This is a genomic window from Flavobacteriales bacterium (assembly GCA_013001705.1).
GTDB lineage: Bacteria > Bacteroidota > Bacteroidia > Flavobacteriales_D > JABDKJ01 > JABDLZ01.
In genome coordinates this window covers 1-17,971 of the sequence record JABDLZ010000150.1, presented here as the reverse complement: position 1 = coordinate 17,971, position 17,971 = coordinate 1, and the positions used below count along the sequence as shown (strand labels likewise).

Sequence of the window (17,971 nt, the reverse complement as noted above, 5' to 3'; positions counted from 1 at the left end):
AATTCAGGGCATCTCTACCCCATTGTTCCACCTCATCCGGGTTCATGATGTCTACCAGGTTCTTCATCTCTTGTAATGTCTCGTAGAGTATCGCAGCTCTCTGTCTTTGCTCTTCTGTCAGGCGTTCATTCCTACTGCTCATGGCCAATCCGTGGGGTTCACGTACAATGGGACAGGGTATGATATCTATCGCGTAGTCATGCTCATCGACCAACTTGCGAATGATGGCAAGTTGCTGGAAGTCTTTCTCTCCGAAACAGGCCACATCCGGCTGAATGATATCGAATAAGCGCGCTACCACCTCTACTACGCCATCGAAATGACCCGAACGTTCTGCCCCTTCCATTACTAGGTCCAGACCCTCGTAGTCGATCGTCTTGGTCTTATGGCCTTCTGGGTAGATCTCCTCTACATCGGGCATGAAGGCCACATGACAGCCCGAAGCCTCCAGTTTGACAAGGTCGGCCTCTATGGTGCGGGGATAATTCTCCAGGTCGCTGGCTTCGTTGAATTGGGTTGGATTGACGAAAATGCTGGCGACCACCACGTCTGCATGTTCTAGGGCTTTGGTTATCAAAGAGAGGTGTCCGTCATGCAAGGCGCCCATGGTCGGTACCAACGCGACTTTTTTGTGGTGTTCTTTGACTGAAGCGACATATCTCGCCACCTCCTCTGAAGTATTGCTTACTAACATGTGTCGGGCAGGCTACTGGAAATCAATGAGATATAGATTCTTGCCCCTTGATTTGTTGAGAATAGGGCCTTTTTTCTATATTTTTGTACTCGCAAAAATCATTTTTATAAGTCAGATTGCATGGAAAACCTGAAAATACTCTACATATCTCAAGAAATCACTCCGTTCCTTCCTGAGAGCCCCATTTCGAATAAAGCGAGGAGATTACCTCAGTACATGAATGAGAATGGTCACGAGATCAGAGTATTCATGCCGCGTTTCGGTGTTATCAACGAGCGCAGGCACCAACTCCATGAGGTCATCCGCCTTTCTGGAATGAACCTGGTCATCAATGACAGTGACCACCCCTTGATCATCAAGGTGGCCTCTATCCCTCAGGTGAGGATGCAGGTCTATTTCATCGACAACGAAGAATATTTCAAGCGTAAGGCCGTTTTCAAGGATGAAGACGAGAAGTTCTTTGAAGACAATGACGAGCGCTCTCTATTCTTCTGCAAAGGAGTATTGGAGACCGTAAAGAAACTCGGTTGGAAGCCGGACATCATCCATTGCCATGGCTGGATGAGTTCTATGGTGCCTATGCTGGTGAAGCGTATGTTCCATGAGGATCCACATTTCGAGAACTCTAGGATCATCTACTCGGCCTATAAGAACGATATCCAAGAGCAATTCGATAACGAACTTATCGCCAAGTACGAATACGATGAGATCGATGCAGAACATGTAGAGGTCATCCGCGATGCTTCTCTACTCAACCTGCATAAGTTGGCTCTGCAGTACGCTGACGCTGTCATCATGGGAGATGCTAAGGTGGATAAAGGACTTGACAAGGCGATCGAAGAGGCTGGTCTTCCTACATTGGACTACCAAGGTGAAGAAGATTACGAGGCCGCTTACGAGGAATTCTACAAAACGGTTTTTGAGGAGGTCGAAGCGCTCGTATGACCTGACATCGACATATGGAACACAACATTGAGAGGCGGCCGCTCAAGGCCGCCTACTTCGTTATAGTAGGGCTGATCCTCCTCTGCCTGTCCTGCGAGAAAAAAGAGGACTCCTTAGGGCTGGGTCTCCAACCCGATGAAGATTTCTTGGATGTATTGACCATAGATGATCTGAACATCTCCACCAGCACGGTGCGTGCCGATTCAGCGCGAACGAACGAACTGTCCCGAGCGCTATTGGGAGAGTTGCGACATCCCCTTTTCGGCACCATGCGTTCGACCATATATTCTCAATTCCGTCTCAATGCTCTAGGAGCGGATTTCGGAACGAATCCTACGGTTGATAGTCTGATGCTCAATCTCCTCTATCTGGACAATGATTCGGTCTATGGTCCGGATATGGAAGAGTTCACGATCAGTATCAAACGTTTGGATGTGGCTCTCGATCTGGACTCCCTCTACTATTCGAACTACACCACCGAGGTTCTGGATGAGGAACTCGCCTTCGATCCGGATTCGATCATTCGTTTCGAGACGGATGAGGATGTGATCATCGGAGAAGACACACTCAGCCCAAGGCTGATGGTACGTCTCAAGGATGAGCTTGGACAAGAGTTACTTGATGCTTCAGAAGGGGATGATGGTGTATTTGATGAAATCGATGATTTCCTCGAGTATTTCAAAGGTCTGCGTATCAGCACTTCTCGTTTGACTACCACAGGAGCTATCGCCTACTTCGACCTCCTGAGCGCCTCGAGCAATATGACCTTGTACTATCACAATGATGATGAAGATTCCCTGTCCTTCGAATTCACGATCAACTCCAATGCCCAGCGCTACTTGGCCTTTGAGCGCGATTATACCGGCACACCTGTTGCCGATCAGCTGAATGATCCTTCTCTCGGACAACAGGAGGTCTATCTGCAAGCCATGGCCGGAGTCAATGTGGCCATTGATATTTCTCAATTGAAGAATGTGCTGGACACGATAAATGGTGCGTTCAATAAAGTGGAGATAGTAGTCCCTGCACTAGAGCCGACTGAGAATGACGAATTTCCTTTTCCTGAACGTCTGTTTGCAGTCTACGTGAACAGCGATGGGGATGTGCTTTCCATACCCGACCTCTTCGAGGGGGATGCCCATAGCGATGGATATTACGATGAGGACACCGGAGAGTACAGGGTGAACATGACCCGATTTGCCCAACAGATCGTCACAGAAGTGGAAGATGCGGATGAGATCAAGTTGTTACCCACGAGTAACGCAGTCAGCCCTAACTTTGTAAGGCTTGCAGGAAGTGAGAACCCAGAGAAGCGGATCAAGCTGGTGATTACCTATACCCAATTCGAATAGTCATGTGTGGAATAGTCGGATATCTTGGAGAACGCGAAGCCTACCCTATCATCCTCAAGGGCCTCAAACGCTTGGAATATCGAGGATATGACAGCGCAGGAGTCGCTTTACAGCAGGCGGATGGCATTCGTCTATTCAAGTGCAAAGGGAAGGTCTCCAATCTGGAGGAGATGGTGCAAGGACAAGATCATAGTGGCACGGCCGGTATCGGACATACGCGATGGGCCACCCATGGACCTCCCAATGATACCAATGCCCACCCACACTTCTCAGAGAGCGAAGAGCTCTGTATCATACACAACGGCATTATAGAGAACTACAACCCGCTCAAAGAAGAGTTGCAGAATCGTGGCTATGAATTCAAGAGCGATACCGATACAGAGGTCCTTATCAATCTGATCCAAGAGGTACATAAGGGTACCGGAGCCGATCTATTCGAGTCCATCCGGATCGCCTTGAATGAAGTAGTAGGTGCCTATGCGCTGGTGGTGCTCAATAAAGAGAACCCCAACGAACTCATTGCGGCCAAAATGGGTAGCCCGCTGGTCGTGGGGATCGGTGAGAACGGAGAATACTTCTTCGCCTCTGATGCTACACCGATCATCGAGTACACCAAGAATGTGGTCTACCTGGAAGATGGTGAGATCGCTTCTGTGACCAAGGACAAGGGACTCAAGATCAAGACGATAGAGAATAAAGAGATCACTCCGTACATCCATGAATTGGAGATGAATCTAGAAGCACTTGAGCTGGGCGGTTATCCGCATTTCATGCTCAAGGAGATCCATGAACAACCCAAGTCTGTGCGCGATAGTATGCGTGGACGGGTCGACCTCATCTCAGGTAAGATCGTTCTGGGCGGTTTCAAGGAATACGAGCAACGCATCAAGAATGCAGAACGGATCATCATTGTGGCCTGCGGTACCTCATGGCATGCCGGTCTGGTGGCCGAGTACCTCATTGAAGATGTGGCCCGTGTGCCTGTGGAGGTGGAATATGCCTCAGAATTCCGCTATCGGAATCCGGTGATCACCGAAAAGGATGTCGTGATCGCCATTTCCCAATCCGGTGAGACGGCCGATACCTTGGCCGCTATTAAAATGGCCAAGGAAAAAGGAGCGCTGATATACGGCATCTGCAATGTGATCGGTAGTTCTATCCCTCGTGAGACCCATACCGGATCCTACACGCACGCTGGCCCAGAGATCGGTGTGGCCTCTACCAAAGCCTTTACGGCACAACTGACCGTTCTCACATTGATCGCTCTCACCCTCGGTCATTTGCGAGGAACGATCACCCACGGTAAGTTGCAAAGACTCTTGATCGAACTGGATTCCATTCCAGAAAAAATTGCCGCTTTGCTTGAGACCAATGACATGGTCGAATACCTGGCCGAACACTACAAGGATGCCAGCAATATGCTCTATCTCGGAAGAGGAGTCAACTTCCCGGTAGCCCTCGAAGGTGCACTCAAACTCAAAGAGATCTCCTACATCCATGCAGAAGGATATCCTGCTGCTGAGATGAAGCACGGACCTATCGCTCTGATCGATGAGCAGATGCCGGTCATTGTCATCGCTACCAAGGATTCTTCCTATGAGAAGGTGGTGAGCAATATCCAAGAAGTCAAGGCCCGCGGTGGGCGCATATTGGCCATTGTCACAGAAGGGGACACTCAGGTGAAGGAGATGGCCGATCATGTGATCGAGGTGCCGGAGACGGAAGGCATCCTCGTGCCCTTCCTCGCTGTGATCCCACTTCAATTGCTCTCTTATCACATAGCTGTGATGCGCGGATGTAACGTGGATCAACCACGAAATCTCGCCAAGAGCGTGACTGTAGAATAGTACTACAGTGAAAATCTACGGAATCAGCGGACTTGGAGCGAATGAACGGGTGTTCGATCAGGTGAATACCTTTCTGGACGAACCCATCACATACGTTCCCTGGATCACGCCTAAGCCAAAAGAATCTCTCGCAAGTTATGCGCAGCGTCTAGCCGGTGGCTTGGACACAGATGAGCCTTTCGCCTTGGTCGGATTGTCATTCGGTGGGATGCTGGCCTGTGAGATGAGCAAGCACATCGATCCTGAAACGATCATCATTATCAGTTCTGCGGCCTGCCGATCGGAGCTGCCCAGTTATTTCCGAAGGATCGGTAGCTTGAATCTGGTTCCCTACATCCCAGCCCAGCTCATGCAATTGCCCCTGCCTTTGCTCGATGCGGTGATGAACCTAAAGCGTCAGGAAAGCAAGGACCTTATCCATGAGATCGCTCATCAGACGGATAGAGCCTTTGTCAAGTGGGCTGTGCAAGCCATTCTCACATGGGATAATGAAGATGTACCTAGCAATTTAAAACGTATTCACGGTAAGGCCGATCGGGTATTGCCACTGAAAGTGGATGCCGATGACCTACTTGATGGCGGGCATATGGTCATCATCGATGAGCCAGAGAAAGTGGCCCGTCTGATCCAGAAAGAACTCACGCCAGCATAGGCACGACCCGCTCCATGGCTTCGAGTAAGCGGTCCACATCATCCTCGCTATTGTAAATAGAGAAACTGGCTCTCACTGTGCCAGGTATCTGAAAGCGGTCCATCAAGGGTTCTGTGCAATGATGCCCCGTCCTCACGGCTATTCCCATCTTATCCAGCAGAGTACCTAGGTCAAAGGGGTGTATGTCCCCTATCAAGAAAGAGATCGCTCCTGAGCGGTTCTTCGATTCTCCGATGATACGTGTCCCCTCTATCGACCCGAGTCCTTCCAAAGTGGAATTGAGGAGATTCAATTCGTGATACCGGATATTCTCCCAAGACAAGTTAGAGAGGTATTCAATGGCTTTTCCCAATCCGATGTTCCCTGCGATGTTGGGTGTACCCGCTTCGAACTTGAAGGGAATCTCATTGTAGGTGGTCTTTTCGAAAGAGACCGATCGGATCATTTCTCCTCCTCCGTATAGTGGAGGCATGGCTTCGAGTAGTTCTGCTTTCCCATACAGCACTCCCGTACCTGTGGGTCCGAAAATCTTGTGTCCCGAGAAGGTGTAGAAGTCCACATCCAGATCCTTTACATCCACGGGCATATGTGCTACTGCCTGTGCTCCATCCACATGGACCTTGGCGCCCATAGCGTGCGCTTTGTCTATCAATGTCTTGATGGGATTGATGGTGCCCAGTGTATTGGATACGTGCACCACCGAAAGGAATCGTGTGCGCTCGCTGAGCATCTCATCGAAGGCCTGCATATCCAACTCTCCGCTATCTGTGATAGGAATAATGCGGAGCTTGGCTCCACATTGATCACAGGCCATCTGCCAAGGAACGATATTGGAATGGTGCTCCATTCCGGAAATGATCACCTCATCATCGGGGCCAAGGGTTTGCCTCACCCAACTCTGCGAGAGGATGTTGATGCCTTCTGTTGTGCCTGAAGTGAAAATGACTTCGTTCTTTTCTGCCTGGATGAACTTGGAAATAGTTGTTCGTGCCTCCTCCATGGCTTCAGTGGCCTCTACACTCAACGAGTGCACTCCCCGATGTACATTGGCATTGTAATGCTCATAATAGTGCTTGACCGCATCGATCACCACTTGGGGTTTCTGGGTGCTGGCCGCGTTGTCCAAATAGACCAGTGGACGGCCGTTCACCTGACGAGAAAGAATGGGGAAGTCACTGCGTACATCCATTTTCTACCTCCCTTCTAGCTTTTCAGAAAGACGGGCCCAGGCATAGTCTTGGATGTCGCTATCGAGCTTCTCGATGACCTCACCTACAAAGGCATTGATCAAGAGTTGTTTTGCCTTATCGCGGTCCAGACCCCGGCATTGCAGGTAAAAGAGTGCTTCTTTATCCAGTTGGCCGGTGGTGCTACCGTGACTGCACTTCACGTCATCGGCATAGATCTCCAATTCGGGTTTGCTATTCATACTCGCCCTGTCACTCATGACAATATTGGCATTCTGTTGATAGGCATTGGTCTTCTGCGCATCCGGCCGGACGAAGACCTTGCCATTGAAGACCCCCTTGGATCGGTCATAGACCACCCCTTTGTAGAGTTCGTGGGACTCACAATTGGGCACCAGATGGTCGATGATGGAATGATTATCCACCAGTTCGCTCGCGGTAGGCATGTAGGCACCATTCAAGTGGCAGATACTGTTCTCACCTTGCAGTCTGACTTGCGGGTCATTGCGTGTCCATGCACCATCGATGGTGATGGTGTTCAATGTGAATGTCGCATCTCTACCTTGGTGAACTTCTTCTGTCGAGTAGTGATAGCTCTGCGTAGAACCGCTCTGGAATTTGTCGATCGTACACTGGGCATTATCAGCCACTCGTATCTCAGAGACCACATTGCTATGGATAGGATCTGCGAGATGGAAGAAAGATTGTACGATCCGCACTTCTGCCCCCTGGGCCACATCGAAGATGTGTCTGGTGAAAACAGCTGTCTCAGCCTGGGTGTGGACATGCACGATATGAACCGGCCTGTCTACCTTGATATTGCGCCCGACCGATACGTAGACTCCATCTTCAGAAAAGGCCATATTGGCCGCTACGAAGAGTTCATTTTGATGATTCCCCTGCTTGCCGTGGATCTCTTGTACCGCAGGATGGGAATCCATCGCCTGGGAAAGCGGCTTACAGATCACGTCATCAAGAGCAGGAAATGAACTTTGCTCACTATCCACCACCCCATCCACGATGAGTAGGACATACGCGTCAATCGAGGGCAATTCCAAGCTATGGATGTCGAACTTCCCTTGACCGACCGGTCTCTTCCAGGCCTGGTCCGTGATACGCTTGACCGGGGTATACTTCCACGCCTCCGTTCTCCGAGTGGGAATCTCTAAGAGCGACAAGGCTTCATACGCTTCTCGCTGAACACCCTGCATGGGTGTCTCAAAAGCCTCGAAGGTCTGGGTCAATCTCTTCTCTGCCACTACTTGGATCATGCGGTCGCTTCTTCTTTTATCCAATCGTATCCCTTCTCTTCCAGCTCTAGGGCCAATTCAGGTCCTCCCGTACGGATGATCTTACCGTCACTCAGGACATGGACGAAGTCGGGCTTGATATGGTCCAATAGACGCTGGTAGTGCGTTATGATGAGAAAGCTGCGCTCCGGTTGGCGCATGGAATTGACTCCCTTGGCCACGATACGCAAGGCATCGATATCCAGACCGGAATCCGTCTCATCCATGATGGCGAATGTGGGTTCCAGCATGGCCATCTGGAAGATGTCATTCCGCTTTTTCTCTCCTCCTGAGAAGCCTTCATTGACCGATCGGTCTTTCAGTTTACCATCCAGTTCTACGAGCTCTGAACAGGACTTCAGTTTTCCTAAGAATTCTTTGGCGGTCAAGGGGTCCAGCCCTTTGTGGGCACGGATCTCATTCAGAGATGTCTTGAGGAAATTCACATTGCTCACCCCTGGAATCTCTACCGGATATTGAAAGGCGAGAAAAAGGCCTTCTTTGGCGCGTTCATCGGCTTCCATTTCCAGGAGGTCTTCTCCTAGATATTCGACTGTTCCCTCTGTGATCTCGTATTCATCCTTACCGGCCAGAACAGCTGCTAAGGTGGATTTACCGGAACCGTTGGGTCCCATAATAGCGTGTATCTCCCCAGCCTCTATCTTCAAGTTCACCCCTTTCAGGATCTCATTACCTTCGACCGAGGCGTGTAGATTGTTTATCTTAATCATTTGAATCTGAACCTATTTCTCAATAACCTTATCGCTCAGCCTACAGAACCCTCGAGGGATATTTCCAGTAGTTTCTGAGCCTCCACCGCAAACTCCATGGGGAGCTTGTTCAATACTTCCTTTGCATATCCATTGACGATCAGGCTGATGGCTTTCTCTTCATCCATCCCTCGTTGTTGGCAATAGAATATCTGGTCTTCTCCAATCTTGCTTGTAGTAGCCTCGTGTTCCACCATGGCAGAGGGATTTTCTACCTCGATGTAGGGAAAGGTGTGTGCTCCGCTGGTGTCGGTCATAAGGAGTGAATCGCATTGGCTGAAATTCCTAGCGTTCTCTGCTCCTCTTCCAATTTTGACCAGGCCTCGGTATGAATTCTGACTGTGCCCGGCAGAAATCCCTTTGGAGATGATCGTACTGCGGGTGTTCTTCCCGATATGGATCATCTTGGTCCCGGTGTCGGCCTGCTGATGGTTGTTGGTCACCGCTACTGAATAGAATTCTCCGATGCTGTTATCTCCTTTGAGCACACAGCTGGGATATTTCCAGGTCACTGCACTTCCCGTCTCCACCTGAGTCCAACTGATCTTTGAATTCCTCTCACATAGTCCGCGCTTGGTCACGAAATTGAATACGCCCCCTTTTCCTTCTTTATCTCCTGGATACCAGTTCTGGACTGTGCTGTACTTGATCTCTGCACCGTCCAAGGCGATCAATTCCACTACGGCTGCATGCAATTGGTTCTCGTCCCGCTGAGGAGCTGTACAGCCTTCGAGGTAGGAGCAGAAACTCCCTTTATCCGCAATGACCAGTGTACGTTCGAATTGTCCTGTCCCAGCCTCATTGATCCGGAAGTAGGTGCTGAGTTCCATCGGGCATCGCACTCCTTGAGGGATGTAACAGAAGGAACCATCGGTAAAGACGGCCGAGTTCAAGGCTGCATAGAAGTTGTCCTTCTTCGGCACCACTGTCCCGATATATTTCTTGACCAGATCCGGGTGCTCTTGTATGGCCTCGCTCATAGAGCAGAAGATGATGCCGAGTTCGCCCAATTTCTCTTTGAAGGATGTGGCGACCGAGACGGAGTCCATCACAAAATCCACAGCTACTCCGGCCATGCGTTTCTGTTCTTCCATGGAGATCCCCAATCGGTCCATGGTGCTCTTCCACTCGGGGTCTATCTCATCCAGACTATCGAACTTGGGTCTGTCCTTAGGAGCTGAGTAGTAGCTGATCGCTTGGAAATCCGGTTTCTGGTACTTGACGTGAGCCCATTCCGGTTCGGTCATCTCCAGCCAGCCCTTGAATGCGTCCAGTCTCCATTCGAGCATCCACTCGGGCTCCTCTTTCTTGGCCGAAATGATACGTATGACATCCTCATTGAGCCCAGGAGGAACTTTATCGGACTCCACATCGGTGGTGAATCCGAACTCATATTCCTTATCGGTGACCACTTGGAGGATCTTATCTTCTTCGCTGAATTCCATGTGCTGGATCTCTGTCTTTATCTGTGGACAATGATCAGATGGAGAATGACTCCCCACATCCACAGGTACGGTTGGCATTGGGATTGATGAATTGGAATCCTTTGCCGTTCAGGCCTCCTGAATAATCCAATTCTGTACCGACCAGATAGAGGAAACTCTTCTTGTCTACAACGACTTTGACGCCATTGTCTTCGAAGATCTTGTCTTCATCTCCCATCTGCTGGTCGAAATCGAGCTTGTACATCAATCCAGAACATCCTCCACCTTCTACCCCCACACGGATGAAACTCCCATCAGGAGCGCCTTCCTCAGCAAGTAGTTTGAGGACCTGTTCTTTGGCGTTGTCTCTTACTTTGATCATGTCTGAAAATCAACTATATCAAGCGATACAAAGATATCTCTTTATCTGGAAAGATTCTAAATAAGCACTGCTGCCTGAGTGACTTGGGTCACACCTCGATCTCCATATTCCGGTACTTGGTCCTGACGGTCTCCAATTCGGCATAGATCTCTTCTGGATCCATAGTCGTGACCATGACCATGCGGTGCTCTTTTACGCCATGGAGGCCCTTGAAATAATTGGCATAGTGCCTTCTCATCTCTACGATTCCGAGATTCGGACCCTTCCACTCCAAGGACATCCGTAGGTGCTCTTTGCAAGCTTCCACCCTTTGATCTATATCGGGTCGAGGTAGCTCCTCACCTGTACGCATATAGTGTTTGATCTCGTTGAAGACCCAGGGATTTCCGATGCTCGCCCGGCCGATCATGATCCCGTCCACCCCATAACGGTCGCGCATCTCTACAGCTTTGGGCCCACCATCCACGTCACCATTGCCGAAGACGGGGATGTGCATACGGGGGTTGTTCTTGATCTCACCAATGAGCGACCAATCGGCCTCGCCTTTATACATCTGCTTGCGAGTGCGCCCATGGATGCTGATCGCCTGGATGCCTACATCCTGCAAGCGTTCAGCTACTTCTACGATATATTTCGTCTTATCGTCCCATCCCAAACGCGTCTTGACGGTGACCGGCTTGTTCACCGCCTTGACGATCTCAGCGGTCATGCTGACCATTTTTGGGATGTCTTGAAGGATCCCCGCTCCGGCCCCTTTGCAGGCGACCTTCTTGACCGGACAGCCATAATTGATGTCGATGATGTCCGGGTCGGCCTGTTCGGTGATCTCAGCTGCTTCGCGCATGTGATCGATGTCACTCCCAAAGATCTGAATGCCGATCGGGCGTTCGTATTCGAAGATGTCCAGCTTCTGTCGGCTCTTGGCCGCATCGCGTATCAAGCCTTCACTGGATATGAATTCAGTGTACATCACATCTGCACCGTGCTGTTTGCACAAGGCGCGGAAGGGAGGGTCACTGACGTCTTCCATCGGGGCGAGGAGTAATGGGAATTCCCCTACTTCTATGTCTGCTATCTTGACCACCTGAGAATGCTAAAAGCGTACTTTTCGGCAAAAGTAAGCCCCTTCCATGCCCAAGGACAATAAAAAGCTCTACCTATTGGATGCCATGGCACTGATCTATCGTGCCTATTTCGCCTTCATCAAGCGCCCGCTGATCAATAGCAAAGGTCTCAATACAAGCGCTATGACCGGTTTCATCAACGCTCTTTGGGACCTTATGCAGCGCGAACAGCCTTCACATCTAGCAGTAGCCTTCGACACCTTTGCCCCGACCGATAGAAGCACCGAGTACAGTTTCTATAAGGCCAATCGGGATGAGACGCCCAAGGACATTATCAGTAATCTGGAACCGATCAAAGAGTTCCTCAAGGCCTTTCACATCCCCATCATCGAGATGGATGGCTATGAAGCAGATGACCTGATAGGTACTCTCGCCAAACAGGCCGAAGCAGAAGGCTACACTGTCTATATGGTGACTCCCGATAAGGATTTCGGGCAGCTGGTCTCTGAGAATATCCTCATGTATAAACCTGCCATCGGAGGTCGACCCCAAGAGACCATGGGCGTACAGGAGGTGCTGCAGAAATGGGATATCGAACGTATTGACCAGGTGATCGACATGCTCGGCCTGATGGGAGATGCCGTGGATAATATCCCGGGAATTCCAGGGGTAGGCGAGAAAACAGCCCAAAAACTCCTCAAAGAATTCGACTCGATAGAAGGACTCCTGGCCCATACCGATCAACTCAAGGGAAAGCTGAAAGAAAAGGTAGAGAATGGAAAGGAAAATGCCTTGGTGTCTAAGATGCTGGCCACCATCATCACCGATGCTCCCATACGGTTCGATGCGAAGGATTTCACCATTGATGAGCCGGATACAGAACGTCTGGCAGAGCTTTTCGATGAATTCGAGTTCCGCACCTTGGGGAAACGCATTCTCGGGGAGCAGTATCAATTCGGCACCAATGCAGCAGCAGGTGAGCAGATGGATCTCTTTGCCTCCAATGGAGCCTCCACTGGCCCAGAACTCTCCTCCAACCTGAAGAGCCTGGATGATGTGGAGCATCGATACCACATGGTCGATGACAAGAAGGGCAGGCAGGAGCTGATCGAGAAATTATTGCAGGCCGATCTGATCTGCTTCGATACGGAGACCACCGGAGTGGACCCAAATCTCAGCGAACTGGTCGGGCTCTCTTTCGCTATCGAGCCCGGTGAGGCCTGGTATGTCCCCTTGTCGAGGGAGCGTGAAGACTGTCAAGCGGTACTCGAAGAGTTCCGGCCGGTATTGGAATCGGACACCATTGCCAAAACGGGTCATAATCTCAAATACGACATTCTCATCCTTAAGTGGTATGGCGTGGAGGTCAACGGCCCTATCGATGATTCGATGATCGCCCATTATCTTGTGGAGCCGGAAAAGCGGCACGGGATGGACTACCTCTCCGAGTCCTATCTAGGCTATAAACCTATCTCTATCGAGACGTTGATCGGCAAGCGAGGGAAGAATCAAAAGAGCATGCGGGATGTGCCGCCCGAAGATGTGGTGGACTATGCTGCGGAAGATGCCGATATCAGTCTGCAGCTCAGATCGCATTTCCTGCCCGCACTGAAAGAGCGGGGCGTAGAGAAACTCTACACAGAGATAGAGGCTCCTTTGGTCAAGGTCTTGGCAGAGATGGAGTTCGAAGGTGTGGGATTGGATGTGCCCTTCCTTGAGAACTATTCCAAAGAATTGGATACGGAGGCTTTAAAGAGTCGGGATGCGATCTTCGAACAGGCCGGAGTGGAGTTCAATCTGAATTCACCGAAACAGCTGGGTGAGGTGCTCTTTGAGAAAATGGCCATTCCCTACAAAGGCAAAAAGACCAAGACCGGGCAATTCTCTACCAGCGAAGATGTATTGAGCGGACTGAAACACGACCATCCCATCGTCAATGATATTCTGGACTACCGTGAACTGACCAAGCTCAAGAGCACCTATGTGGATGCACTCCCTCGACTGATCAATCCCAAGAGCGGGCGTATCCACACCTCCTTGAGGCAGGCCATTGTGCCTACGGGTAGGCTCAGTTCGGATAATCCCAACCTGCAGAATATCCCTATTCGTACTGAAAGAGGACGAAAGATCCGAAAGGCCTTCGTGCCCCCAGAGGGAGATTACATTTTGATGGCAGCAGACTATTCCCAAGTGGAACTCCGCATCATCGCGGCATTGAGTAAGGACGAGAATATGATACAGGCCTTCCTCAACGGGGAGGACATACACAGCGCCACGGCCTCCAAAGTGTTCGGGGTCCCATTGGATGAGGTCACTTCTGAGCTCCGGAGAAAGGCCAAAGCAGTGAACTTCGGTCTGGCCTACGGGCAAGGAGCCTTCGGTCTGGCTCAGAACCTGGGGATCAAGCGTGCCGAGGCCAAGGAGATCATCGATAATTACTTCGAGAAGTATCCAGGTATCAAGAACTATATGGACATAGCCGTGGAATCTGCTCGTGAGAAGGGCTATTCCGAAACCCTTCTGGGTCGCAAGCGGAATCTGCCGGATATCAATGGGCGGAATGCTGCTGTGAGGGCCGGGGCAGAACGGAATGCCATCAATACGCCCATACAAGGAAGCGCGGCCGACATCATCAAGGTGGCCATGGTCGATATTCAAAAAGAATTGAAGGCTCAAAAGGCCAGGTCCAAAATGATCTTACAGGTGCATGATGAATTGGTGTTCGATGTGCATCGAGATGAGTTGGACCACATTCGAGATATGGTGGTCGACAAAATGAGTACAGCGGTCGAATTGGAGGTTCCGCTGCTCGTAGAAGCTGGCGTGGGAGAGAACTGGTTGGAGGCTCACTAGAATTCCTCGGAATATGTAACATTATCACGCACAGTGCGTAATTAAGGGCAAGTCTGAAACCATATTCAGCTAAACTCTTACAATATGCACTGCAAGAATTTGAATACTATCCAGGTTGGCCTAGTGGCCATCCTATTCCTCGGAGGCCTTAGTTGGACCTCGTGCGCTGACTCGGCTCAGGTCGATGAGACACTGACCACAGTAGATTCATCCATTACAGAAGAGACCCAGGAACAGGCGGATCGACTGAAGAAGATCTTCTATCAGATCCCTTCTCCTGTAGAAATGGTCACCATCATCCGCGAGTCGGGTGCCCGGTACAACCATGCGGTGCTCAATGATGTGGATAACCGTAACGCGTATAACACCGCGAAGCGAAAGGCCATCAACCTTGGGATCTACGGTGCCGATCTGAGTTACACCTCTGTCTTCAATCAGAACCAGGAGTCGATCATCTATCTCTCTGCAGCCAAGCAATTGGCCGATGAGCTAGGTGTGTCCGGTGCCTTCAGTGATGAGACCATGGAGCGTGTCGAGTCCAATCTGGAGGATAGGGATTCACTGATGCACATCATCACGGAGACTTTCTATGAGTTGGATGCGTATCTCAAAGAGAACGATAGGAGCAGTATATCCGCACAGGTAATCACCGGTGGATGGTTAGAAGGACTATATCTAGCAAGTAGGATGATCGAATCCGGAGTAGAGGATGAAGCACTCATGGACCGTCTTATCGACCAGAAGTATGCCCTCGAAGACCTGATCAGCCTGAATGAGGCATACAATCAGGGTGGCACATTGGATCCGATCATCGAGGATCTGAAATCCCTCAAGGTGGTCTTTGACCGCACCCGTCCTAAAGAAATCGATAATACCCAGTCCGTAGTGAATGGTACGCTGGTCCTCGGGGCCGATTCCAAACTGATGTTGGACCCTGAAGACGTTGACAAGATCATCTCTCTGGCCACTGACATCCGTGACAGATACGTGACTTCATAATGATGGATGTAAAGATGAGAGCTATGAAAAAGAATCTGATGATCATATTGCTGGCCGTGATGTTGCCTTCCTTGGCCTTCTCACAGTGCCGTAGATTCACCAAGGTGAAATGTCTCCCTGCCTTGGGCGAGTACATACCGAATGACAATTTCAATAGTGCTGTGCTCATACCGGGCGATGAGGCCGAACTTACCATGACCTTCTATGCTGGACAGGACTACAGGGTGATGGTATGTGCTGAGGAGATCCTCGGAGACCTCAGCTACAAGATCGTCAATGACGATGGTGAAAGTGTATTCGATTCAGAAAGCACCGATACGGACCACTTGGACTTCTCTGTGGCCAATACCCAGCAATTACATATGATATTGAAGGTGCCTCCGAGAGAGAACCCCAATCAATTGATCCACGAAGGCTGTGCTACAGTACTGGTGGGATACAAGGATGAGAGCTGAATAAGAAGATCTCTGAACGATCAACTATTTTGAAAAGGCCTGTTCCAGATCATGGAGCAGGTCTTTTTCATGCTCTATCCCTACACTCAGACGCAGTAAGGAATCCACCACTCCCGTCTTCTCCCTCTCAGCCTTGGGGATGGAGGCATGTGTCATGGAGGCCGGATGTCCGATGAGTGACTCCACCCCTCCCAAAGATTCTGCAAGTGCGAATATCTGAGTGGATTCTGCCAACTTCTTGGCCTGTTCCAGGTCATTTCCCTTCAGCGTGAAGGACACCATTCCTCCGAAATCCTTCATCTGCCGCTTGGCCACCGCATGACCCGGATGATCTTCGAATCCCGGCCAATACACCTGGTCCACTTCAGGTCGTTTTCTCAGGAACTCTGCTACCGCTCGCCCATTCAGACAGTGCCGCTCCATGCGGATGTGCAGGGTCTTTATCCCTCTCAATACCAAGAAACAGTCCTGTGGACCGAGCACTGCTCCGCAGCTGTTCTGCAGGCGATAAAGCTCTTCTGCAATCCCATCATCACTGGTTATCACTGCTCCCATGACCACGTCACTGTGTCCGTTGATGTACTTGGTGATGGAGTGCATGACTATGTCGGCTCCCTGATCGAGCGGATTCTGCAGATAGGGTGAGGCAAAGGTGTTGTCTACGATGAGTTTAGCCCCACACTCCTGGGCGATCTCTGCCATCAATGCGATGTCGATGATGTTCATCATCGGATTGGTAGGTGTCTCTACCCAGATGACCTTGGTGTTCTCATTGACCAATGAGCGCACTTTATCCGCATCCATCAGTGGGTCGAAATGGAATTTGATGCCATAGGGACTCCACACCGTGTTGAATATGCGATAGGTCCCTCCATAGAGGTCGCTGGTACTGATCACCTCATCGCCTGGGCGTAGTAGTTTCATCAAAGTGTCGGTAGCTGCCAGTCCAGACCCGAATACCACCCCGTGTTTGCCGTTCTCCAAGGCGGCCAAGTTGGCCTGCAGGGCATCGCGTGTGGGGTTCTGTGTGCGGGCGTATTCATATCCCTTGTGCACTCCCACTTTATCCTGCACATAGGTGGAGGTCTGGAAGATGGGCGTCATGATGGCTCCGGTGGATGGGTCGGGTTCTATTCCCGCATGAAGTACCTTGGTCTCGAATTCCATAGTGCTTGAATTTTAAGGCTGCCAAATGTACGGGGATGTACCACCGAATCAAAACAGCTCATTGATCCGCTCTATGAAGTCCTGCGCAACCAGCTAGGCAGGATCAATACCCCTGCGAAGAGATAGGGGAAATAGGTCATCAACCTCCATAGGATCGCTAGTAAGCCGACCACCGTGACGGGCACCACACTTCCTCCGAAGAATTCATAGAAAGCGAATTCAGCTACCCCACTACTACCGGGAGTAGGTGATATGAGCATGATCATCCACATGACGATCTGCTTGGCGTAGGCCACCATGTTGTCTATCCCGGGCACGACCATCATCAGAAGACAATTGAGCAATAGGAAGCGGGCCGACCAAGATGCGAAGGTCGCGGCCAGTCCTTTGAACCAATAGCCCGAGTGCTGTTCTTTCAGCTCGCGAGAAGTGATCATGAGATCGTTCCCCCAGGCCACGATGCGGTATCTCCATTTACGTAGGAAGGGTAGACTGAACAGCTTGATCAACACATAGCGGAAGGCACGAGGATTGATCAAAACCGCATAGACCAGGATCATCAGCAAGGTGAATGTGAAGAGGTACCCGACCCAGAACAGACCTTCTGCTGTGAGGGTCATTCCGAACAGCGTCTGTTCCCAGTTCTCTGGGAATAGCCCGTGGACCCCGACAAAAATCATGATCAGTGGTACCATGGATACATAGAAGATCTCATCCATCATTGCGGTCACCATAACAATGGCCGTGCTCTTGCCCAGATTCATGCCCTCGCGATTGAGAAAATAGATGGCCACTGCCGATCCTCCGACCACACTCGGGGTCAGCGCGGAGGCAAACTCCCAGAGCAAGACGATATCAAAACATTGTCTCCATGAGAACTGCTTGGAGCTC

16 protein-coding genes are annotated in these 17,971 nt (G+C 50.5%); 7 read left to right on the top strand and 9 right to left on the bottom strand.

The window, feature by feature from the left end; translation table 11 throughout:
* A partial coding sequence (locus tag HKN79_06290; protein ID NNC83168.1) for a pantoate--beta-alanine ligase occupies window positions 1–694 on the bottom strand: 694 nt, incomplete at its 3' end.
* A gap of 120 nt (window positions 695–814) precedes the next feature.
* Between HKN79_06290 and HKN79_06285 the strand changes: the two genes are divergently transcribed.
* The 4 genes from HKN79_06285 to HKN79_06270 are packed head-to-tail and all read left to right on the top strand — an operon-like array spanning window position 815 to window position 5,490.
* Window positions 815–1,639 carry a glycogen/starch synthase gene (locus HKN79_06285; GenBank protein NNC83167.1) on the top strand — a complete coding sequence of 275 codons (825 nt, stop codon included), beginning with the start codon at window positions 815–817 and terminating at the stop codon, window positions 1,637–1,639.
* Window positions 1,640–1,653: 14 nt separating this feature from the next.
* Complete coding sequence (locus HKN79_06280) at window positions 1,654–2,991, top strand: DUF4270 domain-containing protein (GenBank protein ID NNC83166.1); 1,338 nt, start codon at window positions 1,654–1,656, stop codon at window positions 2,989–2,991.
* Window positions 2,992–2,993: 2 nt separating this feature from the next.
* The gene (gene glmS / locus HKN79_06275) at window positions 2,994–4,838 is read left to right on the top strand and encodes a glutamine--fructose-6-phosphate transaminase (isomerizing) (GenBank protein ID NNC83165.1); all 1,845 of its coding nucleotides are present in this window, start codon (window positions 2,994–2,996) and stop codon (window positions 4,836–4,838) included.
* 7 nt (window positions 4,839–4,845) lie between these two features.
* Window positions 4,846–5,490 (top strand): alpha/beta hydrolase, encoded by a 645-nt coding sequence (locus tag HKN79_06270; protein ID NNC83164.1) that lies wholly within the window; start codon window positions 4,846–4,848, stop codon window positions 5,488–5,490.
* Here HKN79_06270 and HKN79_06265 read toward each other — a convergent pair.
* The 6 genes from HKN79_06265 to dusB form a co-directional block, all read right to left on the bottom strand.
* Window positions 5,477–6,679, bottom strand: coding sequence for a cysteine desulfurase (locus tag HKN79_06265; protein NNC83163.1), 1,203 nt, complete (start codon window positions 6,677–6,679; stop codon window positions 5,477–5,479). The two genes, HKN79_06270 and HKN79_06265, sit on opposite strands and share 14 nt — an antisense overlap.
* A gap of 3 nt (window positions 6,680–6,682) precedes the next feature.
* Window positions 6,683–7,972 (bottom strand): Fe-S cluster assembly protein SufD, encoded by a 1,290-nt coding sequence (gene sufD / locus HKN79_06260; protein NNC83162.1) that lies wholly within the window; start codon window positions 7,970–7,972, stop codon window positions 6,683–6,685.
* Entirely contained in the window at window positions 7,945–8,697 is a 753-nt protein-coding gene (sufC, locus tag HKN79_06255; protein NNC83161.1) for a Fe-S cluster assembly ATPase SufC, read from the bottom strand. The genes sufD and sufC overlap by 28 nt, the downstream gene beginning before the upstream one ends.
* A gap of 35 nt (window positions 8,698–8,732) precedes the next feature.
* Window positions 8,733–10,181: a Fe-S cluster assembly protein SufB gene (sufB, locus tag HKN79_06250; GenBank protein ID NNC83160.1), complete on the bottom strand. Its 1,449-nt coding sequence runs from the start codon at window positions 10,179–10,181 to the stop codon at window positions 8,733–8,735.
* A gap of 34 nt (window positions 10,182–10,215) precedes the next feature.
* Window positions 10,216–10,542 (bottom strand): iron-sulfur cluster assembly accessory protein, encoded by a 327-nt coding sequence (locus tag HKN79_06245; protein NNC83159.1) that lies wholly within the window; start codon window positions 10,540–10,542, stop codon window positions 10,216–10,218.
* Window positions 10,543–10,630: 88 nt separating this feature from the next.
* The gene (dusB, locus tag HKN79_06240; protein ID NNC83158.1) at window positions 10,631–11,626 is read right to left on the bottom strand and encodes a tRNA dihydrouridine synthase DusB; all 996 of its coding nucleotides are present in this window, start codon (window positions 11,624–11,626) and stop codon (window positions 10,631–10,633) included.
* A gap of 46 nt (window positions 11,627–11,672) precedes the next feature.
* On the opposite strand from dusB, the gene polA reads away from it, so the two are divergent.
* The 3 genes from polA to HKN79_06225 all read left to right on the top strand — a co-directional run bounded on the left by polA (window position 11,673) and on the right by HKN79_06225 (window position 15,913).
* Complete coding sequence (polA, locus tag HKN79_06235) at window positions 11,673–14,459, top strand: DNA polymerase I (protein NNC83157.1); 2,787 nt, start codon at window positions 11,673–11,675, stop codon at window positions 14,457–14,459.
* A gap of 123 nt (window positions 14,460–14,582) precedes the next feature.
* Window positions 14,583–15,458, top strand: coding sequence for a hypothetical protein (locus HKN79_06230; GenBank protein NNC83156.1), 876 nt, complete (start codon window positions 14,583–14,585; stop codon window positions 15,456–15,458).
* 23 nt (window positions 15,459–15,481) lie between these two features.
* Window positions 15,482–15,913, top strand: coding sequence for a hypothetical protein (locus tag HKN79_06225; GenBank protein NNC83155.1), 432 nt, complete (start codon window positions 15,482–15,484; stop codon window positions 15,911–15,913).
* 24 nt (window positions 15,914–15,937) lie between these two features.
* Here HKN79_06225 and HKN79_06220 read toward each other — a convergent pair whose 3' ends face one another.
* Together HKN79_06220 and HKN79_06215 are read right to left on the bottom strand one after the other, a co-directional pair.
* Complete coding sequence (locus HKN79_06220) at window positions 15,938–17,080, bottom strand: cystathionine gamma-synthase (protein ID NNC83154.1); 1,143 nt, start codon at window positions 17,078–17,080, stop codon at window positions 15,938–15,940.
* Window positions 17,081–17,151: 71 nt separating this feature from the next.
* On the bottom strand, window positions 17,152–17,971 hold an 820-nt coding region (locus tag HKN79_06215; protein NNC83153.1), incomplete at its 5' end, for a flippase-like domain-containing protein.

Coding starts and splice junctions, on each gene's coding strand:
- HKN79_06265 (NNC83163.1), bottom strand. CDS start 6,679: ATGGATGTACGCAGTGACTTCCCCATTCTTTCTCGTCAGGTGAACGGC.
- sufC (NNC83161.1), bottom strand. CDS start 8,697: ATGATTAAGATAAACAATCTACACGCCTCGGTCGAAGGTAATGAGATC.
- HKN79_06285 (NNC83167.1), top strand. CDS start 815: ATGGAAAACCTGAAAATACTCTACATATCTCAAGAAATCACTCCGTTC.
- HKN79_06280 (NNC83166.1), top strand. CDS start 1,654: ATGGAACACAACATTGAGAGGCGGCCGCTCAAGGCCGCCTACTTCGTT.
- HKN79_06245 (NNC83159.1), bottom strand. CDS start 10,542: ATGATCAAAGTAAGAGACAACGCCAAAGAACAGGTCCTCAAACTACTT.
- glmS (NNC83165.1), top strand. CDS start 2,994: ATGTGTGGAATAGTCGGATATCTTGGAGAACGCGAAGCCTACCCTATC.
- sufB (NNC83160.1), bottom strand. CDS start 10,181: ATGGAATTCAGCGAAGAAGATAAGATCCTCCAAGTGGTCACCGATAAG.
- HKN79_06220 (NNC83154.1), bottom strand. CDS start 17,080: ATGGAATTCGAGACCAAGGTACTTCATGCGGGAATAGAACCCGACCCA.
- HKN79_06225 (NNC83155.1), top strand. CDS start 15,482: ATGAAAAAGAATCTGATGATCATATTGCTGGCCGTGATGTTGCCTTCC.
- polA (NNC83157.1), top strand. CDS start 11,673: ATGCCCAAGGACAATAAAAAGCTCTACCTATTGGATGCCATGGCACTG.